The organism is Sulfitobacter maritimus (assembly GCF_013346665.1).
Classification (GTDB): domain Bacteria; phylum Pseudomonadota; class Alphaproteobacteria; order Rhodobacterales; family Rhodobacteraceae; genus Sulfitobacter; species Sulfitobacter maritimus.
Map to the genome: position 1 here is coordinate 647,739 of NZ_JABVBB010000038.1, position 24,802 is coordinate 672,540.

Below are 24,802 nucleotides of genomic sequence, written 5' to 3' on the forward strand. Positions count from 1 at the left end.
TCCGGCATTGACCGCGCGGGGGCAAGGAACTTGCATATGACAAACCCTCTTCATTTACCCTTTGATACCGATGAAATGCTCGCCGGGCTGCGCCCTTGGATCGAGACCGAAAGCCCCACCTTCGACGGTGCCGCCGTGAACCGCATGATGGATGTCGTCCAACATGACCTCGCGGTGCTCGGCGCGCGGATTGAGCGTATCCCCAGCCCTATGGGCCTTGGCGACAGCTTGCGGGCGACCCTGCCGCATCCGCGTCAGGGCGAAGGCGGCATTCTGCTGCTCGGCCATATGGACACGGTGCATCCCATCGGCACCCTGAGCAAGCTGCCCTACAAGCGCGAAGGCGATATCTGCTACGGCCCCGGTCTGATGGACATGAAGGGCGGCAATTACGTCTACCTCGACGCGTTGCGCAAACTGCTGGCCGCGGGAGTGGAGACGCCGCTGCCCGTGACGGTGCTGTTCACCCCGGATGAGGAAATCGGCACCCCCGCTACCCGCGCGTTGATCGAGAGTGAGGCCAAGCGCCACAAATATATCCTCGTGCCAGAACCCGCACGGCCCGATGGGGGCGCTGTGATCGGGCGTTACGCGATCGCGCGGTTCAACCTTCAGACGCGCGGGCGGCCCAGCCACGCCGGATGGGCGCTTTCCGAAGGCCGCTCGGCGATTGCCGAAATGGCGAAGACGGTGGGAACGATAGAGGGGATGACCACCGAAGATTGTACCTTTTCGGTTGGGGTCTTTCATGCCGGTCAATGGGTGAACTGCGTGTCCTCGGTCTGCGATGCCGAAGTCTTGACCATGGCCAAGACCCAAGAGCAGCTGGATGCGGGCGTGGAAAAGATGATGGCGCTGAACTCGGACGAGGGCGATGTCATCATGGAAATCCACCGCGGCGTCACCCGCCCGGTCTGGGAGCCGGACCAGCCCGGCACGATGGCCATGCTAAAACTGGCCCAAGAGATTGGCCGCGAGATCGGGATCGAGATCACAGGCAGCTCTGCAGGCGGCGGCTCTGATGGCAACTTTACGGGCTTTCTTGGCCTGCCCACGCTCGACAGTATCGGCGTGCGCGGCAAGGGGCTGCACACGTTGGAGGAGCATATCTTTGTCGACAGTCTGACCGAACGGGCCAAACTGGCGGCAGCGCTCTTTTGTCGACTGACCTAGCAACACAGCCTGCGTATTTGGAACTTTGTGCGGGTTGAGGGGTTGGCCTGACAACGGGGCATGCGCGGCGTTTTCGCGCCTGCACCCTTCAGAACATCCGCAGCAAGGAAAGGGGCGATTTATGAGTCCGCCAGATACAAACCTCAAAAAGCAGGAGCGTCGGCATGTTGTGCCGCTTATTGGCATGGCGCTCGTTGTCATATTCGGCATTGCGATTATCGTCTGGTGGACGGGCGAGGAAGTTGCCACAGCGCCCGAAGACGGCACCGTTGTCGAGCAGGGTGAAACCGTCGAGGGCGAAGGGACCGTTGAGGTTCCGACCGCGCCGGCTGATTAATTCGCAGCTTGCCGGACAACTATTCTTAAAGCGAAGGCTCGGCGCGTGATACCGCCGGGCCTTCTTGTTGGTTGACCGTCTCTGCATTTCCGCACAGGCTGGTGCAGAGGCGCAGGGGGCATTTATGTGGTATCTCGTGGGTGATGTCGGCGGCACCAATCTGCGGTTGGCTGCGGTTGATGAAGGGGGCGAATTCAAGGCCCGCCAAAGCCGCAGCACGGCGGGAAAGGCCGCGCTAGCCGAGACCTGCGCCGCCCTGATCAGTGAGATGGGCCGCCCGCCCAAATCGGTCGCCATCGCGGCCGCTGGGGTGGTCGCAGAAGACCGAGTGACCTTTACAAACGCCGCGTTGAACATCACCAAAGCTGGCTTGGCAGAGGCTTGTGATCTCCCCGCCACTGATATCGTTCTGCTTAACGATTTCGAAGCCGCCGCATGGTCGCTTGCCACATTGGAGCCAGCGCAGGTTACCTATCTGCAAGGCGGACCGGAGCCAGAGCCAGGACCGCGGGTGATTATCGGCCCCGGCACCGGCTTGGGCGTTGGCGCATTGCTTTGGCGCAAGGGGCAGCCGTTGGCCGTTCCGGGCGAAGGGGGGCATATGCGGCTGACGCCCCATAGCATGCAGGAAGCGGCATATTTCGAAGCCCTGATTGCGGCGTGGCCTGAGGTTCAGATGGGGCAGGGGTTGGCTGTGGAAGCCGAAGCGATCCTTTCTGGCACAGGCATGCCAAAATGGTACCGCGCCATTGCCAAGGTGCGCAGGCGAGAGGCACCGCTTCAGACCGCAGCGGCAATCTTTGACGCAGCACAGGCCAAAAAGGATCAAAGCGCGATTGAGGCCGTTGCGCATTTTGCCCGCTACCTTGGCGGCCTGGCGGGTGATCTTGGGCTGATCTTTGGCGCGCGCGGAGGTGTGTTTATTACCGGTGGCGTGGCGCAGTCCAATCCTTGGCTTTTCACCCCTGATTTCTGCGATGCTTTTAACGCCGGAGGGCGGCATAGCAACTGGCGGCGCGATATGCCGCTGGGCCTGTGCCAAGACCCGGATTTCGGATTAAAAGGCGCGCGTAACTGCTTGTTCGCACGGGTGGATTGACAGCACCGCTTGAGGCAGGATGATCACGGCAACAGCCGGAGCCCCCTTATGCCAGACCGCCTTGAGCCGAAACGCCAATTCCTCGCCGATCTCTTTGACGCCGCTGTCGCTGCCGCCGATCCGCGCCGCATTTTACAAGGCGTCTTGCCGCCCCCTCCCAAAGGCCGAACCGTGGTGATCGGCGCAGGCAAGGGGGCCGCGCAGTTGGCGCAGGCTTTTGAAACGCTTTGGCCGCATCCCTGCGAAGGCGCCATCGTGACGCGCTACGGCTACGGCGCAGCCTGTCGCCATATCCGGGTGACGGAAGCAGCGCATCCGGTGCCGGATGAGGCGGGAATCAAGGCGGCGCATGCCTTGCAGGACTGCGTGGCGGATTTGGGGCCAGACGATCAGGTAATTGCCTTGATCTGCGGGGGCGGGTCATCGCTGCTGCCCGCGCCGCCCGACGGCCTCACTTTGGCGGATATACAAGAGTTGAACAGCGCGTTGCTGGCCTCTGGCGCGCCGATTTCGGTGATGAACGACATTCGCAAACAATTCAGCGCAGTGAACGGCGGACGGTTGGCCGCGCTCGCTTATCCTGCGCCGGTGTTAAGCCTTATCGTCTCGGATGTGCCGGGGGATGATCCGGGGATGGTCGCCTCTGGCCCCACGGTGCCGGGGCGGCCTGCGGCGCACGCGGTTTTGGCCGAGGTCGCGGCGCGGGGGATGGACCTGCCGCCGCGCTGTTTCGCTTATCTGCAAGCCTTGGCCGAGCAGGCACCGGCAGATGCTCCGCCCACGAATACCACCACCCGCGTGATAGCCTCTGCCGCGCTATCGCTCGAAGCTGCCGCGCAAAAGGCGCGGGGGCGGGGGGTGAACGCTTGGGTGCTGTCGGACGCGATTGAAGGCGAAGCGCAGGAGGTGGCGTTGGTCCATGCAGCACTGGCGCGTCAGACACAGCAAAGCGGGTTTCCTTATCCTGCGCCCTTGGTGCTGCTCTCGGGAGGGGAGACAACAGTCACCCTGCGCCACAAAGGTCGCGGCGGGCGCAACAGTGCGTTTGCCTTGTCGCTGGCCTTGGCGCTTGAGGGGCAGGAGGGGATCACGGCTCTGGCGGCAGACACCGATGGGATCGACGGGTCAGAAGACAACGCTGGCGCCTTTGCGGATGAAAAGACCGCCGCCCAGATGCGCAGCGCCGGGGTCGACCCACGCCATGCCCTGCAACACAACGACGCCTATGGCGCTTTCGCAGCAGTGGGAGAGCTGTTTCAAACCGGGCCGACCGGCACCAACGTCAATGATTTCCGAGCTATCTTGATCGGAGACTTGCCCGCGCAGTGACGTTTAAGTTGCTTGGTCGAACAGGATGACATTGCGCCGTGCAGCGCCGCTTTTGGTGTCTGCAATGGCCTCGTTAATCTGATCCAGCCGCCAACGGCCAGAAATCAGGCTGTCGAGTTGCAGCCGTCCTTGCTGGTAGAGGTCGACCATCCAAGGAATATCGCGCTGGATCACCACATCGCCCATCTTGGACCCGACCATCCCTTGCCCCATCGCGGCAAGGATCACTGGCTCATAGCTGGAGGCCGCACCGCTGTGGGGCATGCCGACCATAATAACCCGGCCACCGGGGGCGAGGTAGCGCATGGCCGTGTCATAGGCCGGGATCGCGCCCACGGTCACGATCACCGCATCAGCCCCGCGCCCCATGGCCTTGCTGGCGGCGCGCCAAGGTTTCGCTTCGGTTGCCAGCACCGTGTCCGTGGCCCCAAATTCGCGGGCCACTGCGAGTTTGTCTTCGGTCATATCCACCGCAACGATGCGCCGCGCGCCTGCGATCCGCGCGCCTTGGATCGCGTTCAGCCCCACGCCACCTGCACCGATCACCACCAGGTCCTGCCCCGCACGCAGCCCGGCTGCATTGACCACGGCCCCAACCCCAGTGATGACCCCGCAGGCGATGAGGCAGGCGGAGTCTTTAGGGATGTCGGGGGAAATCTTGACCACCTGCGAGCGGTCCACGACGACTTTTTCGGCAAAGCCGCCCGTTGCCATTGCTTGAAACAGCGGCGCACCGTCGCTGGTTTGCAACGGCCCTTCGGGGGCCTGCGGTGTGGTGCAGATCGTGGGCTGGCCAGAGGTGCAGCAGGCGCATTGGCCGCAAGCGCGGATCAGGGTGACCACAACGCTGTCACCTTCCGCCAAACCCTGCACATTCGGCCCCACCGCGCTGATCCGCCCGGCGGCCTCATGACCATAGACAGCAGGCAGCGGCCCGCCCCAAGCGCCTTCGGCAAAGGAGATATCCGAATGGCAAATCGCCACCGCATCCAGAGTGACTTCGACCTCGCCTGCCTTCGGCGGGCTGAGCTGGATATCTTCGATGGTCAGCGGTTGGTCGAAGGCGCGGCAGACGGCGGCTTTGATGGTTTGCAAGGGGGCTGTCCTTTGATCCGAGAGTGTTTGGGTGAGCGTGGCGCGGATTAAGGCAGGGTGCAAGTCGCGGTTACTCTGCCGCCACGTCTTTCGGCAGGGGGCGGCTGGCAAAGACCACCAGCCCGCCCACGGTCAAGAGCAGCGCCAGCAAAAAGGGCGCTCCGGGCAAGTAAAGCGGGGCGGCATCGCTGGTAAACCACGCGAAGACCGCGGTCATGGCGAGGGGTGAGATGATCATCGCCATTGCGGTGGAGGAACTGAGCGCGCCGTGTAACTCACCCTGCGCGTCGGCAGAGACGCGGGCCGACATGATGCCTTGCAGGGCGGGCGGGATCACCCCGGCCAACGCCGCGAGCGGTGTCATGATTAAAGCCCAAGTGCCTGACGTCAGCAGCGTGAGCGCCAGAAAAGCCGCGAGGGCAAAGATATGCCCCGCGATCACCGTGCCGCGTGCGCCCAACTGGCGCATAACCGGACCGATCAATCCCCCCTGAACCAGCGCCATCTGCACGCCAAACAGCCCCAGCGACAGGCCGATCATCGTCGGTGACCAGCCAAAACGTTCCTGTACGAAATAGGCCCAGACAGCCGGGTAGGCGGCAAAGCCAACGTGATAGATAAAATAAACCCCCAGCAGCCGCCCGATCCCCGGCAAACGGCCAAGCGCCTGCAAAGCCCCCAGCGGATTGGCACGGCGCCAGTCAAAGCGGCGGCGGTGTGCATGTGGCAAGGTCTCGCGCAGCACTCGCCAGCCCAGCAGCGCATTGCCCGCCGCCAGTGCCGCCGCGGCCCAGAAAGGCGCGCGGGTGCCGTATTCGCCCAAGATCCCGCCAATAAGCGGCCCCAGCACGAAACCTGCGCCAAAGGCCGCGCCGATCAGGCCAAAACGTGCCGCGCGGTCTTGGGCGGGCGAGATGTCGGCCATATAGGCCGAGGCCGTGGCATGGGTCGCCGCTGTCACCCCGCCAACCAACCGCCCGATCAGCAGCAGCCAGACGCTTCCCGCCAGCGCCATGACGCTGTAATCCACCGTCATCACCACCAGCGCCAAGAGCAGCACCGGACGGCGGCCAAAGCGGTCCGACAGCCCGCCCAGCACCGGGCCGAAAAGGAATTGCATCGCGGCAAAGCTGGTGGCCAAGACCCCGCCCCAAAGTGCGGCTTCGCTAAGATCGCCACCCCGCACCTCGCGGATCAGGTCCGGCATCACTGGCAGGATCAGCCCGACGCCCATCGCGTCGATCATCACCGTCAGCAGGATAAAGATCAGCGGCAGCGGCATCCGGTCAGAGTTTTTCCGCGCGGGCGGCGAAGGCTGTGGCGGCAGCGGGGGCTTGGCCCAATTGCGTCTCCGGGCGGAACAGGTCGATGGGCAGATCGGGGTAATCGGCCAGTGCCAAATCCGCCAGCGGCACACGTTTGTCGAGCGCGTCATGTGCAAGACCCTTGGCAACGCGCTGCGCCTCCGGGCGGGGCATACGCTCGGCCAGTGCAAAGCTCAGCGCTTCAGCATGGATCAACCCCAGCCCGCCATCAAGGTTGCGGTGCATTTGCAGCGGATGCGGCGTGATCCCGGCGCTGAGCCTTTTGGCGTGGTGCAAAGCGGAAGCAAGGCCCAGACAGACCTGCGGCAGGACCAACCATTCCGCAAACCACGCGCCGCCGTCCCGCTGATGTTGATGCGTTGCCGCCGCTTGCAGGGTGGCGCGCAATCCGCTGTGCGCATGGTTCAAAGCCACAAGTACAGAGGGCGACACCGGGTTTTGTTTCTGCGGCATGGTCGAGGACCCGCCGGATTGGCTCAGCGCCAGTTCCTGCGTTTCACTGTTGGTCAGCCCCAGCAGCGACTGCCCCATATGCGCCAGTGCCGCCATCACACGGCCCTGCCAATCGACGATGCGCAGGATCGGGCTGCGGTCGTTGTGCCAACTGCGTTTGGGGTCATTCAACCCAAGTGCGCGGGCGAGATCGGCGCGGGTCTTTGCGGGGTCGGGACCAAGGACAGATGCCGTGCCCGCCGCGCCTGAAAGCGAGACCCAAAGCGTGTCTTTGCGCAGATCGGGCAGCGCCGCGACCGCGCCGATCAGCGGCATGCCCCATTCCGCCAGCACTGCGCCAAAGGAGGTCGGCGTGGCGTGTTGGCCATAGGTGCGCGCGGGCATTGGCAGATGGGCGTGGTCCTTCGCGGCTTTGGCCAGCGCTTTGATCACCTCGCGCAGGTCCGCCTCGGCCAGCAGCAGCGCTTGGCGCAGGCGCAGCATGAGGGCGGTGTCGATAATGTCTTGCGAGGTCGCGCCCCAGTGGACGTATTGCGCATGTTCCGGCGCCTGCATCTCAGAGCGGAACTGGTCGAGCAGGGCCGGGACGCTGACGCCGTTCTGACCCGTTGCCTCAGCCAGCGCACCGGGGTCGACGCGGATCTCAAGGCTGGCGCGGTGGATCGCCGCGGCGCTGAGTTCGGGGATCACGCCTTGGGCGCCTTGCACTTTGGCCAACGCCCCTTCGACCAGCAGCATGGCGCGGACCGCCGCACTGTCAGTGAAAAGTCGCCCGGCCTCGCCGCAGTCGAACAGGCGCGCGTAAAGAGTGCTATCGAAAACGCTGGCGGCCATGGTTAGCCCTTCTGCTTGGAAATATGGCCGACGCTGGCGAGGAAGTCGTTCAGCGTATCGGCGTATTCTTGGGGTTGTTCGACGCAGGGCAAATGGCCCGCGCGGCGGATTAGTTTGAACTTGGACGCCGGGATCAGGTCCATCATCTCGCGCACCAGATCGGGCGGGGTGGAGCCGTCCTCGGACCCCGCGATGCCAAGCGCAGGCAGGCGCAGGCCGGATGTCGGGGTCATGAAATCGCTGTGTGAAATCGCCGCCGAGCATCCCGCATAGCCTGCGTCGGGCTGGCGCACCAGCATGTTGCGCCAGAGCGCCAGTTCGGGCGTGGCGCGGAAGGCCGGGGAGAACCAGCGCTCCATCACGGCATCGGCAAGGCTTTCGATGCCGCCCTGTTCCACCGCCGCAATCCGCTCGGCCCACATGTCGCGGGTGCCGATCTTGGTGGCGGTGTTGGACAGCACCAGCGCGCGGATCATGTCGAGCCGTTTGACGGCGAGCCCTTGGGCGATCATGCCGCCGATCGACAGGCCAACAAAGACGCAATCGCGCACATTGAGGTGATCGAGGAGGCGCTCGGTATCGGTGATGAGCGAGCCCATCGCATAGGGCGCGGGCGGGCAGGACGACAGGCCGTGACCGCGCTTGTCAAAACGGATGATGCGCAAGCCAGGGGCGAGCAGCGGCATGATCGGGTCCCACAGGCGCAAGTCCGTGCCGAGCGAATTGGCAAAGACCACCGGGGCGCCGTTTTCGGGGCCATCGACGCGGTAGTGGAGTTGGACGTCACCAGTGTCGAATATCTGCATGGGTGGTCTCCTTATGGCCCTTTGCCCGCCAGCATATAGCGCGATGGTCGGAGGGCAAAGGCGCAACCTTTCATAGGTGTCCCGCGCGGCGTTACGCGGGGCAGCATCATGCCAAACGCTTGTCTTCGGCCTGACCCGCCTACTGGGGCCGCGCGTCGCTTTGCCCCGGGGGTCGACGCTACTCTTCGCTCTGCCCCGTGTGCCCGCGCTACCCTGATCGTCAACCTAGCGTTTGAAGCGCCCGCGCAAACATATCCGCATCCACGTTCCCCCCAGAGATCGTAACGATCACATCATCCCCCTCAACCTCGTCCCCACGGAACAGCGCCGCCGCCAGCGCCACAGCGCCACCTGGTTCCGCCACCACCTTCAGCCGGTTAAACGCATGGCCCATCGCTCGCAAAGCCTCGTCATCGCTCACCACCAAACCCGGCCCAACCAGCCGCTGCAGGATCGGAAAGGTCAACTCCCCCGGCGCGGGGGTGACGATGGCATCACAGATCGACCCCAAAGCCTGCGCGTTGCGCTCGATCTTTCCAGACGCCAGCGAACGTTTGGTGTCGTCAAAACCTTCAGGCTCCGCCGGACGCACGCGAAACCCCGGTGCCTCGGCCTCTAACGCCAGCGCGATGCCAGAGGTCAGACCACCGCCGCCACAGCAAACGATAACCTCAGCCTGACCGATGCCCGCCTCGGCGGCCTGTTGGGCGATCTCCAGCCCGGTGGTGCCTTGGCCCGCGATCACCTGCGGCTCGTCATAGGGTTTGATCAGCGTGAGCCCGCGCTCTTTGGCAAGTTTCGCGCCGATCTCTTCGCGGCTTTCATTCGCGCGGTCATAAAGCACCACCTCGGCGCCATAGGCGCGGGTGTTGGCGATTTTCAGGCGAGGGCTGTCTGACGGCATGACGATCACCGCAGGCACGCCGTGCATCTTGGCCGCCAGTGCCACCCCCTGCGCGTGGTTGCCGCTGGAATAGGCGATCACGCCGTTCTTGCGCAGATCAGGCTCCAGCGCGGAAAGTGCCGACCACGCGCCGCGAAACTTAAAGCTGCCCGTGTGTTGCAGACACTCCGGCTTGACCCAGATGCGACGGCCTGCGATCTCGTCGAGGAATGGCGAGTTCAGCAGCGGCGTGCGACGCACATGCCCCTTCGCGCGGGCAGCAGAGGCGCGGATCATGTCGATGTTCATTGCATTTGTCCTATCCATTCGTGCAGCGCGGCAAGCGCTCCGGGTTCGTCCAGAAACGGCACATGGCCGCGTCCCGGCACCTCGACAGCAATCATGTCCGGCCGGCGGGCCTGCATTTCCAGTAGTGTTTCGCGGCTAAGCAGCGTCGAGTTTGCGCCCCGGATTGCCGCCAGTGGCAGACCTTCAAGCGCGTCGAAATCAGGCCAGAGGTCGGGTGGCGCGTGGCCCGAAGCGGCGGCCACAGCATCGCGCAGATGCGGGTCGTAGGTGATCTTCAACCCAGTCTCAGACTGCGTATAGTGCCGTTTGGCTTCCTCCAGCCAGCGCTCTTCAGGCACGTCTTCAAATTCGGGGAAGGCGCGGGCCATGGCGGCGGCAGCCTCGTGATGCGTTTTGGCCGATGGATTGCGGCCCAGATAGGCCATGATGAAATCGATGCCCTTTGGGTCAAGCTCCGGCCCGACATCGTTCAAGGCCACGCCCAGCAAACGGTCCTTTGCCGCCATGGCGAGTCCCATCGCATTCAGCCCGCCGCGCGAAGTCCCAAGGATCGCGACCTGCGACAGTCTCAGATGATCCAGCAGTTCAAGCACATCACGACATTCCACCGGCAGGCTGTAGTTTTGCCAATTGGGATCAAAATCCGAACGGCCACGGCCCCGGTAGTCCATGCGGATCAGCCGATATTCGGCGAGATGCGGGGCGACATAGTCGAAATCCGCACCGGTGCGAGTCAGCCCCGCAAGGCACAGGATCGGCTGGCCGCTGCCCTCGTCCGTGTAATGCAGCGACAGGCCGTCTGACGTGGTAAATTGCGCCATCACAACCCCGCGAGGGCCGGGATGCCGGTCAGGTCCTGTAGCTGATGTGCCGGTTTCCATGGCAACCGATCCACCGGATCGCCGCCGCGATTGACCCAAGCGGTGGTGAAGCCGTAACCTGTCGCAGCACCCGCGTCCCAACCGTTGGAAGAGACAAAAAGGACCTCTTCCTTAGCGCAGCCGAAATGCTGGCCCACCAAATCGTAAACCGACGAATCGGGTTTAAAGATGCCAACACTTTCGACCGAAAGCGACACGTCCAGCACCTCTCCGATGCCCGCTGATTTCACCGCACCGTTCAACATTTCCGGCGATCCGTTGGACAGGATTGCGGTGTTCAGCCCACCGTCTTTCAGCGCACGCAGCATGTCCGGCACCTCTGGGTAGGCCTGCAATTCCCAGTAGAGCGCTAGCAGACGTTTGCGCAGGGCGGGGTCTGCGTCTAGGTCCATCTTCGCCAACGCCCAGTCCAGCCCGTCCTGCGTGACCTGCCAGAAATCGCAGTGCGCCCCGGTGACGGCACGCAGCCATGAATACTGCAACTGCTTGAGCCGCCAGTGTTCCGCAAGCTGGGGCCAACTGTCGGCAATGGCGGCAAAGGCTGGCTCTGTCGCCGCTTCGCGCGCGGCTGAAGCCACGTCAAACAGGGTTCCGTAGGCATCGAAAGCGCAAGTGGTGATCGGCATTTGGCAATCTCTCCCATGTCTCGCGGGTAGAGTGACACGCGACTGCACCGGCGAAAAGGGGCGAAATCTGTCGTGCACCGCGCGGCGGGGGTTTACTCTCGGACATGCAATCCCCATGTTGCGTGGGTATTCGGAGCACCCGCGCAGATACGCGGCCTCCCCCCTTTCCCCCCATACAGATTGGAGACACCCGATGGCTGAGGTCAAATCCGGCGACACAGTACAGATTCACTATACCGGCACGCTGCAAGACGGCACCACTTTTGACAGTTCCGAGGGCCGCGACCCGTTGGAGTTCGTTGTAGGCTCCGGCCAGATCATTCCCGGCCTCGACAGCGCGCTGCCCGGCATGACGGAAGGCGATAAAAAGGTCGTGCAAGTGGCGAGCGAAGAAGCTTACGGCCCGGTCAACCCCGAGATGCGCCAAGCCGTACCGCGCGAAGGCATCCCGGCGGACATCCCCCTTGATCCCGGCACGCAGTTGCAGATGCAGACCCCCGAAGGCCAAGCGCTGCCGGTGACCGTGGTTGAGGTCGATGAGACCACCGTGACCCTCGACGCCAACCACCCGCTGGCGGGCAAAGACCTTCAGTTCGATATCGAACTGGTCAAGATCGCTTCGGCGGCCTGAGAATAGCGGCCGGGGGGACCTCCCCCCCGGCGTGTTTGCTAGACGCTAGGCGTCTTTTCCCCTCGCACCGCAGCACGTTGGGGCTTATGCAGGGGCCATGGATACCCCAGATACATTTGAGATTTTCCTTGTCTGCCCGCCGGGGCTTGAGGATTTGCTCTGCGCCGAGGCGCAAGAAAAGGGCTTTGCCGAAGCGCAGGCCCAGCCCGGTGGCGTGACCGTGCATGGCGGCTGGCCCGAGGTTTGGCGTGCGAACCTAGAGTTGCGCGGCGCGGGCCGCGTGTTGGCGCGGATCGGGGGGTTTATGGCCTTCCATCTGGCGCAGTTGGACAAACGCTGCCGCAAGTTTCCCTTTGGCAATGTACTGCGCGCCGATGTCCCGGTGAAGGTGCAGGTGACGACGAAGGCGTCAAAGATTTACCACGCCGGCGCGGCGGCCCAGCGGGTCGAGACGGCCCTGCGCGAGAGCCATGGTATCACGGTCGATGCCGAGGCTGCGCTGGTGCTGAAGGTCCGGATTGACGACAACGCGGTGATGTTCAGCATCGATACCTCCGGCGAGGCGCTGCACAAGCGCGGCCATAAGGAGGCGGTCGGTAAGGCGCCGATGCGCGAGAATATGGCGGCGCTGATGCTCCGGTCTTGTGAATATGCGCCGGGTGAGCCCGTGGTTGATCCGATGTGTGGATCGGGGACGTTTCTGATCGAGGCGGCGGAGATCGCAGCGGGGTTGAAGCCCGGACGCTCTCGGCGTTTCGCCTTTGAGGATTTGGCGAGCTTTGACGCTGCGGCTTGGGAAGAGATGCGCAGTGGTGGGGCGGTGGCCGAGCCTTCGGCGCGGTTCTTTGGCTCGGATCGGGACGCAGGTGCGATCCGGATGAGCACGGCCAATGCCGAGCGGGCCGGGGTCGGTGAGTGGTGCCATTTCGCCTGTCACGGGGCAGGGGAGGTGCAGCCGCCCGAAGGTTCGCCGGGGCTGGTCATTGTGAACCCGCCCTATGGGGGGCGGATTGGGAATAAGAAACTGCTGTATCCGTTGTATGGAACACTCGGTGAGACGCTGAAGGCACGATTCCGGGGCTGGCGTATTGGGCTGGTGACGTCAGAGCCGCCGCTTGCGAGAGCGACGGGGCTGCCGTGGAAGCAGCAGGGCCCGGCGATTGCGCATGGGGGGATGAAGGTCTGGCTTTGGCAGACGGATGCGTTGCGATAGCAGCCGAGGGCGATCGCCTGCCCGTCGGGTGGCGATTCCGACGGTGATCCGTCCCACTTTATGGTGCAGTGGTAACGCACTCTCGCAAAGGTGCGCCTAGCCTTACCAAATCGCCTCCCCGTGGGGACGGGTAGGCGATGGCCCGGCGCCTGCGGTTTGTTTGGGCCGAGGTCGTCAGACCCTTACAGGTTTTCCGCCTGCGGCATCCCCAGCACGTGGAACCCACCGTCGACGCGGATGATCTCCCCCGTCGTGCAGGCCCCCGCATCAGACGCCAGATAAACCGCCGTGCCACCAACAGCCTCCAACGTCGCATTCGACCGCAACGGCGCATTCTGATCCGTGTGCTTATAGGTCTTGCGCGCGCCGCCGATGGCCGCCCCTGCGAGGGTCTTCATCGGCCCCGGCGAGATGGCGTTCACCCGGATGCCCTCCGGCCCCAGATCATTCGCCAGATAGCGCGTCGCACTCTCCAGTGCGGCCTTGGCAACACCCATCACGTTGTAATTCGGCGTGACCCGGTTTGACCCCATGTAGGTCAGCGTCATCAAGGTGCCGCCATTTTCAACCATCAGCGGATGCGCGCGGCGGGCCACGTCGATGAAGGAATAGGCCGAGATATCCATCGAGTTTTTGAAATTCGCCCGGCTGGTGTTCAGGAACCGCCCCGACAACTCGGATTTGTCCGAGAAAGCAATGGCATGCACGACGAAGTCAATCGTCGGCCAGCGCGCGCCCAATTCCTCAAACGCGCGGTCGAGCGAGGCGTCGTCGGTCACGTCAACGTCAACCATAAAGTCCGAGCCAACGCTCTGCGCCAGCGGCTCAAGACGCTTGCCAAAGGCCTCGCCCTGATAGGTGAAAGCGAGTTCGGCCCCGGCCTCGGCCATCGCCTTGGCGATGCCCCAAGCGATGGAGCGTTCGTTGGCCACACCCATGATGAGGCCGCGTTTTCCTGCAAGCAATCCTGACATAACGCGCCCTCAGCCTTTGTACTTCGACAGGATCATCGACCCGTTGGTGCCGCCGAACCCGAAGGAGTTCGTCATCACTGAGTCGAGACCTGCATTGTCCACACGCTCCAACGCGATCTCGGAGGGATCGAGCGCGGGGTCGAGATTTTGCACGTTGATCGACTTCGCGATGAAATCGTTGTCGAGCATCAGCAGCGAAAAGATCGCTTCCAACGCCCCCGCAGCGCCCTGCGCATGGCCGGTCATCGACTTGGTGGAACTGACGGGCGGGGTGCTGCCCTCGCCAAAGACGCGGCGGACCGCTTCGATCTCGCCCACGTCGCCCACCGGCGTGGAGGTGCCGTGCGCGTTGATATAGCCGACCTTGCGGCCTTCGGGCAGTGTCTCCAACGCCAGACGCATCGCACGCTCACCGCCCTCACCGGAGGGGGCAACCATGTCATGCCCGTCGCTGGTGGCGGCATAGCCGGTCACCTCTGCATAGATCTTCGCACCACGCGCCAGCGCGTGGTCGAGGTCTTCCAGCACCAGCATCCCACCGCCGCCGGAGATCACGAACCCGTCGCGGTCCGCGTCAAAGGCGCGGCTCGCCGTTTCGGGGGCGTCGTTGTACTTGGACGACATCGCGCCCATTGCGTCGAAGAGGCAGGACAGTGTCCAATCCAACTCCTCACCACCACCGGCGAACATCACGTCTTGCTTGCCCAGCATGATCTGCTCAGCCGCGTTGCCGATGCAATGCAGCGATGTAGAACATGCAGAAGTTATCGAATAGTTAATGCCCTTGATCTTGAACGCGGTGGAGAGGTTCGCACTGACGGTCGAGGACATGCACTTTGGCACCGCGAACGGCCCGATGCGCTTGGTGGCGCCGGTGTCCTTCACGATGTTATGCGCAGCGAACATGGCCGAGGTCGACGGCCCGCCGGAGCCTGCGACCAGACCGGTGCGCGGATTGCTGATCTGGCTCTCATCCAGCCCGGCATCCTTGATCGCCTGATCCATCGCAACATAGGCATAGCCCGCGCCCGGCCCCATGAAACGCAGGGTGCGCTTGTCGATATGGTCGGCCAGATTGATCTTGAGCGTCCCGGCCACGCGGCTGCGGAACCCGTGTTCGGCCATCTCTGGGCTGGCTTCGATCCCGGATGTGCCGTTCTTCAGCGCTTCAAGCACTTCTTCGGCGTTGTTTCCGATGGATGAGACGATCCCCAACCCTGTGACGACGACGCGGCGCATGGGCAGCACTCCTTTGTTTTATCAACCCCCGGTGTATGACAGCACGGCAGGACGGCGCAAGCGGTTTGCCGCAGATTGACACTGTCGAAGCGCTGCTCAAAGTTCCGTGATGGAACGCCAAAGCTCTGGGCCGTGTTGGGTCTGCAACAGCCATAAGGAGACTTTGATGCCCGAGATCCAAACAGTGAACCCCGCAACGGAAGAGGTCATCGCGACCTATAACGTGATGTCCGAGGATGATGCGACCCGCGCGGTTGAAGCGACACATGAAGCGTTTCTTGAATGGCGCAAACTGACCCATGAAGACCGCGCACCGTACCTGAAAAAGATCGCTGAAAAGTTGCGTGAAAACAAAGACGAACTGGCAGAGCTCATGACCCGCGAGGTCGGCAAACTCTATCAAGACAGCTTAGATGAGGTCGACCTCTGCGCCGCGATCTTTGACTATACCGCCGATGCCGGCCCAGAGAAGCTGAAAGACGAGACCCGTGAGTTGATGGACGGCGCGAAGCGCGGTGTGGTGACCTACCAGCCGATCGGGGTGATCTACTCAGTACAGCCGTGGAACTTCCCTCTCTACCAGCCCGTACGCGTATTGGCCGCAAACCTGATGACCGGGAACGGCTGCGTGTTGAAGCATGCGCAGATTTGCACCGGCAGCGCCCTGCGTTTGAAAGAAATCTGTGAGGAGGCTGGCCTGCCGAAGGATCTATTTAACGTCGTCATCATTGATCATGACACCAGCGACAAGCTCATCGCCCATGATTTGGTACGTGGCGTGACGATGACAGGGTCGGACAAGGCGGGGAGCCATATCGGGTCCTTGGCCGCAAAACATCTCAAGAAATCGGTGCTGGAACTTGGCTCGAACGATGCCTTCCTCGTTCTGGACGACGCTGATATCGAAACCGCGGTGAAATTTTCCACTGCCGGGCGGATTTATAACAACGGCCAGACCTGTATCTCCGCCAAACGCTTTATCGTGACGGAGAAGAACTACGACGCTTTCGTTAGCGCTTTTGTTGATCAGATGGGCGCGATTGAGATGGGCGATCCGATGGAGGAGAATACCAAGCTCGGTCCGCTTTCCAGTCAGGAACAGTTGGAGGCCGTGCGCGATCAAGTGAAGGAGAGCGTCGACAATGGGGCCAAACTGCTCTGCGGCGGGGAAGTGCCAGATCGGACCGGCGCGTTCTATCCCTCGACGGTGCTGGGTGACGTGAAACCCGGTATGCCAGCCTATGACGATGAAATTTTTGGCCCGGTGGCAGCGGTGATCCGGGCAAAGGATGACGAGGACGCGATGCGCATTGCCAACGACAGCCGCTACGGCTTAGGCGGCGGCATTTTCTGCACCGACGAAGACCACGCGCTGAAACTGGCCCGCGAACAGTTCGATACTGGCATGGTCCGCATCAATGGCTTTGGTCTGGCAGATCCGAACATGCCATTCGGTGGGGTGAAAAACTCCGGCTATGGGCGTGAGCACGGCGGGTTTGGCATGACCGAATTCGTCAACGCCAAGGCTGTTTTCCTGCCCTCGTAAGCGCTCAAGGCAGACGGGCCAATGACGGTCCGTCTGCACTTTTATCCAGTTTCACGGAGGTTATTTATGACAATCAAAGTCCTCGTGGCAGGTGCCACTGGTAAAACAGGTCGCTTGCTCGTCAGCGAATTGAAAGACCGGGGCGCGATCCCGATCGCTTTGGTACGGAAGGGGTCCGACACCTCGGTTTTGCCTGAGGGAACCGAACAGCGTACTGGCGATCTGACGCGGTTGCACAGCGGCGTTTGCGATGGTGTCGATGCAGTGGTTTTCGCCGCGGGGTCCGGCGGCAGCACAGGTCCAGAGATGACGGATAAGGTCGACCGCGAAGGCGCGCAGCGCTTGGTAGATCTTGCGAAGGAAGCCGGGGTAGAGCGGTTTGTCATGCTCAGTTCGGTCGGCGCAGACAACCCGCCAGAAGATCATGAGATGACGCATTACTTAAAGGCCAAACAAGCGGCGGATGAACACTTGCAGGCCTCAGGATTGACCTATTCCATCCTACGCCCTGTTGCGCTGACCGATGATCCGAAAACCGATGCTGTGATATTGGGCGAAGGCGTGGACCAGCAGGCCAAAGCGCACCGTGCTGATGTGGCTGCCGTTCTGGCCGAGGCCGCTGTTACCGACCGTCATGCTGGTAAGGTACAGGAAATGCAGACGGCATAGGTCAGCCGGTACAAATAAACGGGGCCGCGTGGCCAGCGCTTTGCGTCGGGTGGAGCAGGATTAAGGTCAAATCGCTTCCAGGGGTGAAGGCACATGTGCATCACGCTGTCGAAGAAATATTCGGGGGGCAAAACGTCCATGTGGTTTCGTTTTCACCACTGATCTGGCTTCGGAGTAGATCCGCGATCGTTCTCGAAGCGCTTTGCAATCCATTTGTCTGAACGCGAGCCAACCGCCGGGATTTCGCCCAACTCAAGCAGGATGCGCGGCCCGTCGGCATGGTCCAGCAGCCCGCCTTCAGCGCAGCATGGCGCGGAACTCGGCATTTCTTTGACGAGTCATCTCCTCCATGCAGCCGTAGTAGATTGCTTGGTCGAGGCTACCACCATGACCCAGCTCCTGCTTACATTCTGCATCGCGCCGCTTTATCCATTGGCGCTGCTGGGCCAACAGAGCAGAGCCGGTGCCATTCGCATCGGCCCGGGGTTTGAGTCGGCCCCACAGTTGATTTAGTTCAGCATCGGCACGCTGCCATCGCTCGAATCCGCAGTTAGCTGCGTCCATCGAAGTCGTGCCTTTGCAGGAGGCCTGAGCTGACCCAGGTTCAGGCACAGTGGACAAAAGAACGGCAGCAAAGAGGAGTAAAATACGCATGGTAAAAACTCCTCCGCGAGACTTTGCACTATACCACAAAAACTTCGCATTGAGGATAGGTGCCTCGGCGCACCGATCTAAGGCGCGCCAAGGTCACCGAAAATGTGCATCACCAGATGCAGAGAGCTGGGTCACGTGGCCCTCTGTTGCATGCTGGCTACGGCAGCTTAGCTCTCGCTCAGCGCCACTTTCATGTCTTTTACCTGATAGATCACTTCGCCATCTGCCTCGACAATACCATCGGCCACGCCCATGGTTAGGCGGCGGGTCTGGATCGCCTTAGTGAAGTCAATTTTATAAGTCAGCATCTTGCGGTCAGGGCGCACCATGCCGGTCAGTTTTACTTCGCCCACGCCAAGCGCATAGCCGCGCCCCTGCCAGCCGCGCCAGCCAAGGTTGAAGCCGGTCAACTGCCACAGACCGTCGAGGCCAAGACAGCCGGGCATGATTGGGTTGCCGGGGAAGTGACATTCGAAAAACCAAAGATCCGGCGTGATGTCGAATTCGGCGGTGATATGGCCTTTACCATGCGCGCCGCCATCCGCTGAAACATCGGTGATCCGGTCCATCATGAGCATCGGTGGGGCAGGAAGCTGCGCGTTGCCGGGGCCGAAAAGCTCGCCACGGGCGCATTTCAGCAGATCTTCCTTGTCGAAACTCGTGGGGTAGTCGGCCATGCTGCGGCTCTCCTGATGGTAAATTGTGTGCCGCCTCGTCTAACACCCCGGCAATGCAGCCTGCAAGAGCCGCAGGACGCAGGCTGTGAGGCGCTTGGGGCGGTTTTTGTTTGAAAATTGGTGATTTCCTCCTTTATATGACTGTGGAAAGGCGGGAACGTGATGTCCGAACAGGAACATGAAGTTGGAACACGCTGGCTGGCACAGGCCGGGCTGCGTCCGACCCGGCAGCGGGTAACGCTGGCGCGTTTGCTGGTGGGCGACGGGCAAGATCGTCATGTCACCGCCGAAAGCCTTTTTGAAGCGGCCAAGGGTCAGGGCGATGCGGTGTCATTGGCCACGGTCTACAACACGCTGCGCGCTTTTTGTGATGCGGGCCTGTTGCAGGAAGTGACCGTTGACGGATCGAAAAGCTATTTCGACACCAACACCCATGACCACCCGCATTTCTTTTGGGAAGACGAGGACCGGTTGACCGATGCGCCCTCAGACCAACTGGTGATCGCGCAACTGCCCAATGCCCCCGAGGGGGCCGAGATCGCGTCTGTTGATGTGGTCATTCGACTGCGCCGCAAGACCTGACAGCGGAACGCTCGCTCGCGACGTTCAAAAAGGGCCGCCGCGTGACGGTTGCCTTTAGCCGCGTTTGCGCAGGACCAGAAAGGTCATCATCCCCATCGGCGGCAGGGCGCGTTCATCTTCGACGTGAAGTGCGTCTTGCTGCAAGACCCGGTCCATTTCGAAATCGGAGTGCCAGCCCAGCGTATTGGCAAAGGGCGCGGAGACCTTTTCAATAAAGGCCAATACGCCAGTGGTGCGCATGAAGTGATTGGCAATGACCACTTGGCCACCGGGTTTGAGCACGCGGGCGATCTCTGCCATCACCCGCTCTGGTTCCGGCACAACAGACAGCACATGCAGGGCGGCGATGGTGTCGAAACTGGCGTCAGGAAAGTCGAGGTCGCGGGCGTCCATCTGGCGCAGATCGGCCACATGCGTGACCCCCTCCTGCGCCACCCGTTCGCGGGCTTTGGCGAGCATGTCGGCGCTGAAATCGATCCCGGTGACAGACAGATGCGGCGCGTAATGGGGCAGGGACAGTCCGGTGCCGACGCCAACTTCCAGCACCGACCCGGCTCCTTTGTTGATATGGGCAACGACATGGCGGCGTCCGCCACTGGTTAATGCGCCAAAGGTTTTGTCATAGATCGGCGCCCAGCGGGCATAGGAAGATTCGACCGCATTGATGTCCATCTTAAACCTCTTTCTTGTCTTTCGGTTTGCGCCCCCGCAACAGCCCCCAGATCACCATGCCAATATAGGCGACACAAAGCGCCACAAGCGTGGTCCACGCATAGGTGGCCAAGGCTGCCGCAAAGATCGCCACGCCGACCAACAGGTATTTCACATGCCGACGTGAGACTTTGGTCGTCTTGAAGGACCACGTGGGGATACGGCTGATCATCAGAAAGCCAATCAGCACCATATGCAGGCAGATCAGCCAATCCGGCACGATAGGCCGGTTGTGAAAGGCGAAGGATAAGGTCATCGGCAAAAGCACCAAGAGCGCCCCGGCGGGGGAGGGGATGCCGGTAAAGAATGAGCCGGATTCACCCACCGCATCGCCGTTCTTGGCCCGCTCGGCCTCCGCCCGGTCGTTCACATTGAACCGCGCCAGCCGCACCACGCAGCAGACTGCATAGATCAGAACCGAAATCCATGCAGCACTGCGCATGTCCTGCAGCGCCCAGAAATAGAGGATCAGCGGCGGGGCCACGCCAAAGTTCAGGAAATCCGCCAGTGAATCCAGTTCAGCGCCCATCGGGCTGGAGGACCGCAAGAGCCGCGCCAGCCGCCCGTCCAACCCATCCAGCACACAGGCCAGCAGGATCAGTTGCACCGCCAGCACATAGTTGCCCTGCACGCCAAAGCGGATCGCCGACAGGCCCGCACAGATCGCGGTGATCGTCAGCGCATTGGGCAGAAGCTGGATAAGCGCAAGGTCCGCGCCGGTCTTTTCAGAAGGGGGGCGCATGCGGATATCCTAGACTGGGGTGGTTGCTGCCACCGGCGGTTTCAACTCGGCCAGCACGGTTTCCCCGGCGACCATGGTTTGCCCGATGCGGACCATAGGGTCGACGCCTTCGGGCAGGTAAACATCTAGCCGCGAGCCGAAGCGGATCAAGCCGAAGCGTTCGCCTGTCTCCAGCCCCTCGCCGGGTTTGACGAAACAGACGATGCGCCGCGCCACGAGGCCCGCGATCTGCACCACAGCCAAATCGCGCCCGTCGTCCATGCGGATGCACAGGCTGTTGCGCTCGTTGTCGGCGCTGGCTTTGTCGAGCGAAGCGTTGAAGAATTTGCCCGGACGGTAGGCCACGGCCTGCACCTTGCCTGCGACGGGGGCGCGGTTGATGTGGCAATTGAACACGCTCATGAACACACTGACACGGGTCAGCGGCACATCGGGCATCCCCAGTTCGGCGGGGGGCACGGCAGGTTCGATCAGTGAGACGATGCCGTCGGCGGGGCTGACGATCAGGTCGGGCCTATCCGGAGTGACACGCTCAGGATCGCGGAAAAAGTAGTAGCACCAGACGGTCAGACCAACGCCGATCCAGCCCAGCACGTCTGCGATGGCAAATAGCACCAATGTGACCGCAGCAAAGATCGCCACGAATTTAACGCCCTCGCGGTGCATTGGTTTGATGAATGTGTCGAGCATGTTGACGGACATCGGACCCTCCGGTGGTGGCTATCATCCGTCATAGGAGTAAAGCGCGTGAGTGCAAGGAGGTTTTGGGAACGGCGGCGGTTTGCGCGGGGCCGTGCAGTCTCGGCGGTAAGGGCAGCGCCCTCCCTAGGGGGGTGATCTTCTATCCGCGTTGTTCGCGATCATGCTGCTGAGAACGCTAAGGTAGCAGTTGATCGAAACGTTGCTAAATCACCCTCCGGGGGGAGGGAGACAATGCCCGGTGTGCCACCAGGCGGGACAGTTGCTATCGGAGCGTTTCTAAAACCACTGTCCGGGTTCCATCAGGCCCAAATCCAGCAACTGCCGAGAGTGCCACTCAAAGGGTTCGGAGTTGTGCCACTGGAAGGTGGAAATGTCATAGCGGCTGCCGGGGTTGCTCTTGAGCGCCTTGGCTGTGCGGAAGGAGCAGACCGCGACCGTGATATTGTGGTGCCACGGGCAGGCATAGGTGTTGTATTCTTCGTCGTTAAACGTGTGATCAGACCGCAGTTCCAGCCCCGGCTTGGCTCGGAAAAGCGGTATCCGGTCGATCTTGCGGCTCTCTGGCGGCACATGCTCCTCAAACCGCCAGCGCAGCCCGCCGAAGAAATCCAACTGCCGCTCCTTTGGATGCCCATGTTTGGCGGGATCGCTGCGCCCCAAGGCATAGTAGCCAGAGCGGTCAAGATGTGCCTGGTCGAGCGACACCGCACGGGGGTTGGCGTCTAGGTCCAGCGCGTAGAGGTCAACCACATAGGCGAGCATCGCATCGCGGCGTTCTTCGCTGTGAAAGGCCAGGAGTTCGACAATATTGCGCGTTTCGCAAAAGGGGTGGAACAGATATTCGGCGTTGTAGCAGTAATAGACCCACTGCCCATGCACCGCCGGGATCAACCGATTTACCGCCTGCATCAGCGCCGCTTCGCCGGAGGTGTCATAGTCCACCCGCAAAACCGTTTCTTGCAAGTCGCGCGGTAGATCAAAGCTCGGCGGCATCAGAGCCACGATCGATTTGAACCCGGCCTGCTGATGGTGGCGCAGGGTGGTGTCGACCTCAACATCATCTTCGACCAGCACCATGGCAATGGGGCCAGCATTCAGCGCCGCTCGCGCTTCTTTGATAAGATGATCAAGGTCGCGATATCGCATATGTCCCCGCATGGTCGCTCAATAGGGCAAGGTCGGTTAATTCCGGGTGCATTGCAAGATGCGCCCGTCGCTGCTATGCGGCGCCATCTGCCCAAAATCTGCCCGAACATGATGGATGCCCGCCATGACCCAACCGAAAAAGCTGTTCATCAAGACCTATGGTTGCCAGATGAACGTCTACGACAGCGAACGTATGGCCGAGAGCTTGGGCGGTCAGGGCTATGTCACGACCGACAAGGCCGACGACGCGGATATGATCCTGCTTAACACCTGTCACATCCGCGAAAAGGCGGCAGAGAAGGTCTATTCCGAACTGGGTCGCCTGAAGCCTCTGAAAGACGCGCGGCCTGATCTTAAGATCGGCGTGGCGGGCTGTGTGGCACAGGCCGAGGGCGAAGAGATCATGCGCCGCCAGCCTGCCGTTGATCTGGTGGTTGGCCCGCAAAGCTATCACCGTCTGCCCGAGATGGAGGCCAAGGTGCGCAGCGGTCAGAGCGCGCTCGACACGGATTTCCCTGCGGAGGATAAGTTCAACCATCTCAAAAGCCGTCCAAAGGCGAAACGCGCCCCGGCGGCATTTTTGACGGTGCAAGAAGGCTGCGACAAGTTCTGCGCCTTCTGCGTGGTGCCCTATACCCGCGGTGCCGAAGTCTCGCGCCCCGCCGAAAAGGTGCTCGAAGAGGCCCGCGATCTGGTTGAGCGCGGCGTGCGTGAGGTGACGTTGCTGGGCCAGAACGTGAACGCCTATCACGGCGGTATGACACTGGCCGGATTGATCCGCGCGCTGGCCAAGATCGATGGGTTAGAGCGTATCCGCTACACCACCAGCCACCCCAACGACATGGGCGATGACCTGATCGCGGCGCATGGCGAGGTGCCGGAACTGATGCCTTACCTGCATCTGCCCGTGCAGTCGGGGTCGGATCACATTCTGAAACGGATGAACCGCAGCCACACAGCTGAGAGCTATCTGAAACTGCTCGAACGCATCCGCGCGGCGCGTCCTGACATCGTGCTGTCGGGTGATTTTATCGTCGGCTTCCCCGAGGAGACCGAGGCCGATTTTGAGGCCACAATGGAACTCGTCCGGCAGGTGCGCTACGGCTATGCCTATTCCTTCAAATACTCCACCCGCCCCGGCACACCTGCGGCCGAACGCCCGCTGGTCGATCCTGCAGTGGCCGATGAGCGTCTGCAGCGTCTGCAAGGGCTGATCACCTCGCATCAGCAAGAGATTCAGCAATCCATGGTTGGGCGCGAAGTTTCTGTATTGGTAGAGAAAAAGGGCCGCTTGCCGGGCCAGATGCTGGGCAAATCGGAATACCTGCATGCGGTGCATATTGAGGATTGCACAGCCGAGGTCGGGGACATCCAGCGTGTCCGCGTAACCGAGGCGAAAACCAACTCTCTGGCTGCCGTTCTCGTCTGAAAGGGTGCGCGTTGCCGCGCACCCAAGCGGTATCAGTAGTTGTGCTTCCGGTGCGAGGCCGCATCCGCAAAGATACGCTCCATATGCGCTTTCAGCCCCGCCGGGTTGCCCACCAGACGGTCATCGCGGCAGACGCGTTCTGCGATGGCATGGGCGGTAGGGAAGTCATAGCCAACAGCCACAAGGCTATCGATAAAGACGCTGTTGGGGCGGTCCCAAATCACGTCACGCCACGGGCCACGGTAGCAGCTGACGTGGATTACATTGCCGGTTGGTACGGCGACCCCTTGGTTATGGTAGGCGTATTTCACGCCCCCGGCAAAAGCGGGCAGGGCAAGCAGCCCGGCCACGGCGGTTGCGAGCATCGTCTTCATCATCACATAGTCCCCCATTAAGAGTGCAGCAGTTGTCGGCTTTGGCAGAGCCGCGCGAAAGTCCCACCCTCGCGCTCCGATGCATAGAGGGATAGGCGTAGCGGTTTGTATTTCAAGAAAAATCGGCGCCACTGTTGCTCAGGGATGGACAGTCTCGCCGGGGGGGGCTTTGATTGTCGATGGAGGCGGGTCAATGGCGCGTTTTGCCTGCATCATTACCCGCGAAGGGATCGGAATGGGGCAGCAAGGACCGTGCCCTCAAAAAAGCAACAATTCTGAGAAATCGTTGTGACTGCCGCCAATTGAGCCACAAAATGTTGATAACACTGCTTCACAGGCGGCGGATTTTTGCCTAACCTAATG

Annotated in this window: 26 protein-coding genes; 10 read left to right on the forward strand and 16 right to left on the reverse strand. The window is 61.8% G+C overall.

Going from position 1 to position 24,802, the window contains the following annotated elements:
* The first annotated feature begins 36 nt into the window (after positions 1 to 36).
* The 4 genes from HTT03_RS17920 to HTT03_RS17935 all read left to right on the forward strand — a co-directional run bounded on the left by HTT03_RS17920 (position 37) and on the right by HTT03_RS17935 (position 3,938).
* Positions 37 to 1,173 (forward strand): M20/M25/M40 family metallo-hydrolase, encoded by a 1,137-nt coding sequence (locus tag HTT03_RS17920; protein ID WP_174861136.1) that lies wholly within the window; start codon positions 37 to 39, stop codon positions 1,171 to 1,173.
* Between the two features lie 121 nt (positions 1,174 to 1,294).
* On the forward strand, positions 1,295 to 1,510 hold the full coding sequence (locus HTT03_RS17925; RefSeq protein WP_174861137.1) for a hypothetical protein: 216 nt from the start codon (positions 1,295 to 1,297) through the stop codon (positions 1,508 to 1,510).
* A gap of 124 nt (positions 1,511 to 1,634) precedes the next feature.
* Positions 1,635 to 2,609, forward strand: coding sequence for a glucokinase (locus HTT03_RS17930; RefSeq protein ID WP_174861138.1), 975 nt, complete (start codon positions 1,635 to 1,637; stop codon positions 2,607 to 2,609).
* A 48-nt stretch (positions 2,610 to 2,657) separates the two neighbouring features.
* Positions 2,658 to 3,938 (forward strand): glycerate kinase type-2 family protein, encoded by a 1,281-nt coding sequence (locus HTT03_RS17935; RefSeq protein ID WP_174861139.1) that lies wholly within the window; start codon positions 2,658 to 2,660, stop codon positions 3,936 to 3,938.
* A 3-nt stretch (positions 3,939 to 3,941) separates the two neighbouring features.
* On the opposite strand, the gene HTT03_RS17940 is transcribed toward HTT03_RS17935, so the two are convergent.
* The 7 genes from HTT03_RS17940 to HTT03_RS17970 all read right to left on the reverse strand — a co-directional run bounded on the left by HTT03_RS17940 (position 3,942) and on the right by HTT03_RS17970 (position 11,150).
* Positions 3,942 to 5,033 (reverse strand): Zn-dependent alcohol dehydrogenase, encoded by a 1,092-nt coding sequence (locus HTT03_RS17940; protein ID WP_174861140.1) that lies wholly within the window; start codon positions 5,031 to 5,033, stop codon positions 3,942 to 3,944.
* Positions 5,034 to 5,103: 70 nt separating this feature from the next.
* The gene (locus HTT03_RS17945; protein ID WP_174861141.1) at positions 5,104 to 6,315 is read right to left on the reverse strand and encodes a TCR/Tet family MFS transporter; all 1,212 of its coding nucleotides are present in this window, start codon (positions 6,313 to 6,315) and stop codon (positions 5,104 to 5,106) included.
* A 4-nt stretch (positions 6,316 to 6,319) separates the two neighbouring features.
* Complete coding sequence (locus HTT03_RS17950; protein WP_174861142.1) at positions 6,320 to 7,645, reverse strand: lyase family protein; 1,326 nt, start codon at positions 7,643 to 7,645, stop codon at positions 6,320 to 6,322.
* A 2-nt stretch (positions 7,646 to 7,647) separates the two neighbouring features.
* A complete protein-coding gene (gene pcaD / locus HTT03_RS17955; RefSeq protein ID WP_174861143.1) occupies positions 7,648 to 8,451 on the reverse strand; it encodes a 3-oxoadipate enol-lactonase in 804 nt (267 codons plus the stop codon).
* Between the two features lie 220 nt (positions 8,452 to 8,671).
* Positions 8,672 to 9,643 carry a threonine ammonia-lyase gene (locus HTT03_RS17960; protein ID WP_174861144.1) on the reverse strand — a complete coding sequence of 324 codons (972 nt, stop codon included), beginning with the start codon at positions 9,641 to 9,643 and terminating at the stop codon, positions 8,672 to 8,674.
* Positions 9,640 to 10,464: an alpha/beta fold hydrolase gene (locus tag HTT03_RS17965; RefSeq protein WP_174861145.1), complete on the reverse strand. Its 825-nt coding sequence runs from the start codon at positions 10,462 to 10,464 to the stop codon at positions 9,640 to 9,642. The genes HTT03_RS17960 and HTT03_RS17965 overlap by 4 nt, the downstream gene beginning before the upstream one ends.
* Positions 10,464 to 11,150, reverse strand: coding sequence for a haloacid dehalogenase type II (locus HTT03_RS17970; protein ID WP_174861146.1), 687 nt, complete (start codon positions 11,148 to 11,150; stop codon positions 10,464 to 10,466). The genes HTT03_RS17965 and HTT03_RS17970 overlap by 1 nt, the downstream gene beginning before the upstream one ends.
* Positions 11,151 to 11,343: 193 nt before the next feature.
* Between HTT03_RS17970 and HTT03_RS17975 the strand changes: the two genes are divergently transcribed.
* A complete protein-coding gene (locus HTT03_RS17975; RefSeq protein WP_174861147.1) occupies positions 11,344 to 11,781 on the forward strand; it encodes an FKBP-type peptidyl-prolyl cis-trans isomerase in 438 nt (145 codons plus the stop codon).
* Between the two features lie 97 nt (positions 11,782 to 11,878).
* Positions 11,879 to 12,994 (forward strand): THUMP domain-containing class I SAM-dependent RNA methyltransferase, encoded by a 1,116-nt coding sequence (locus HTT03_RS17980; RefSeq protein WP_174861148.1) that lies wholly within the window; start codon positions 11,879 to 11,881, stop codon positions 12,992 to 12,994.
* 182 nt (positions 12,995 to 13,176) lie between these two features.
* Here the strand turns inward: HTT03_RS17980 and HTT03_RS17985 are convergent, their stop codons facing one another.
* Together HTT03_RS17985 and fabB are read right to left on the reverse strand one after the other, a co-directional pair.
* Positions 13,177 to 13,968, reverse strand: coding sequence for an enoyl-ACP reductase FabI (locus tag HTT03_RS17985; RefSeq protein ID WP_174861149.1), 792 nt, complete (start codon positions 13,966 to 13,968; stop codon positions 13,177 to 13,179).
* A 9-nt stretch (positions 13,969 to 13,977) separates the two neighbouring features.
* Positions 13,978 to 15,207 carry a beta-ketoacyl-ACP synthase I gene (gene fabB / locus HTT03_RS17990; protein ID WP_174861150.1) on the reverse strand — a complete coding sequence of 410 codons (1,230 nt, stop codon included), beginning with the start codon at positions 15,205 to 15,207 and terminating at the stop codon, positions 13,978 to 13,980.
* Positions 15,208 to 15,373: 166 nt separating this feature from the next.
* On the opposite strand from fabB, the gene HTT03_RS17995 reads away from it, so the two are divergent.
* Together HTT03_RS17995 and HTT03_RS18000 are read left to right on the forward strand one after the other, a co-directional pair.
* Positions 15,374 to 16,753: an NAD-dependent succinate-semialdehyde dehydrogenase gene (locus HTT03_RS17995; RefSeq protein WP_174861151.1), complete on the forward strand. Its 1,380-nt coding sequence runs from the start codon at positions 15,374 to 15,376 to the stop codon at positions 16,751 to 16,753.
* A gap of 66 nt (positions 16,754 to 16,819) precedes the next feature.
* On the forward strand, positions 16,820 to 17,422 hold the full coding sequence (locus tag HTT03_RS18000) for an SDR family oxidoreductase (protein ID WP_174861152.1): 603 nt from the start codon (positions 16,820 to 16,822) through the stop codon (positions 17,420 to 17,422).
* A 297-nt stretch (positions 17,423 to 17,719) separates the two neighbouring features.
* On the opposite strand, the gene HTT03_RS18005 is transcribed toward HTT03_RS18000, so the two are convergent.
* Both HTT03_RS18005 and fabA read right to left on the reverse strand, forming a co-directional pair.
* Positions 17,720 to 18,076: a lysozyme inhibitor LprI family protein gene (locus HTT03_RS18005; protein ID WP_174861153.1), complete on the reverse strand. Its 357-nt coding sequence runs from the start codon at positions 18,074 to 18,076 to the stop codon at positions 17,720 to 17,722.
* Between the two features lie 167 nt (positions 18,077 to 18,243).
* Entirely contained in the window at positions 18,244 to 18,753 is a 510-nt protein-coding gene (fabA, locus tag HTT03_RS18010; protein ID WP_067261401.1) for a bifunctional 3-hydroxydecanoyl-ACP dehydratase/trans-2-decenoyl-ACP isomerase, read from the reverse strand.
* Positions 18,754 to 18,915: 162 nt separating this feature from the next.
* Between fabA and irrA the strand changes: the two genes are divergently transcribed.
* On the forward strand, positions 18,916 to 19,335 hold the full coding sequence (gene irrA, locus HTT03_RS18015; protein WP_174861154.1) for an iron response transcriptional regulator IrrA: 420 nt from the start codon (positions 18,916 to 18,918) through the stop codon (positions 19,333 to 19,335).
* Between the two features lie 54 nt (positions 19,336 to 19,389).
* Here the strand turns inward: irrA and HTT03_RS18020 are convergent, their stop codons facing one another.
* From HTT03_RS18020 to HTT03_RS18035, 4 genes are all read right to left on the reverse strand, one after another.
* A complete protein-coding gene (locus HTT03_RS18020; RefSeq protein ID WP_174861155.1) occupies positions 19,390 to 20,007 on the reverse strand; it encodes a class I SAM-dependent methyltransferase in 618 nt (205 codons plus the stop codon).
* Position 20,008: 1 nt separating this feature from the next.
* The gene (gene pssA / locus HTT03_RS18025) at positions 20,009 to 20,788 is read right to left on the reverse strand and encodes a CDP-diacylglycerol--serine O-phosphatidyltransferase (protein WP_174861156.1); all 780 of its coding nucleotides are present in this window, start codon (positions 20,786 to 20,788) and stop codon (positions 20,009 to 20,011) included.
* Between the two features lie 9 nt (positions 20,789 to 20,797).
* The gene (locus tag HTT03_RS18030; protein ID WP_174861157.1) at positions 20,798 to 21,490 is read right to left on the reverse strand and encodes a phosphatidylserine decarboxylase; all 693 of its coding nucleotides are present in this window, start codon (positions 21,488 to 21,490) and stop codon (positions 20,798 to 20,800) included.
* Positions 21,491 to 21,766: 276 nt separating this feature from the next.
* Positions 21,767 to 22,636, reverse strand: coding sequence for a hypothetical protein (locus tag HTT03_RS18035; RefSeq protein ID WP_174861158.1), 870 nt, complete (start codon positions 22,634 to 22,636; stop codon positions 21,767 to 21,769).
* Positions 22,637 to 22,760: 124 nt separating this feature from the next.
* On the opposite strand from HTT03_RS18035, the gene miaB reads away from it, so the two are divergent.
* Positions 22,761 to 24,065 (forward strand): tRNA (N6-isopentenyl adenosine(37)-C2)-methylthiotransferase MiaB, encoded by a 1,305-nt coding sequence (gene miaB / locus HTT03_RS18040; RefSeq protein ID WP_174861159.1) that lies wholly within the window; start codon positions 22,761 to 22,763, stop codon positions 24,063 to 24,065.
* Between the two features lie 32 nt (positions 24,066 to 24,097).
* Here the strand turns inward: miaB and HTT03_RS18045 are convergent, their stop codons facing one another.
* Entirely contained in the window at positions 24,098 to 24,442 is a 345-nt protein-coding gene (locus tag HTT03_RS18045; RefSeq protein ID WP_174861160.1) for a hypothetical protein, read from the reverse strand.
* Between the last annotated feature and the right edge of the window lie 360 nt (positions 24,443 to 24,802).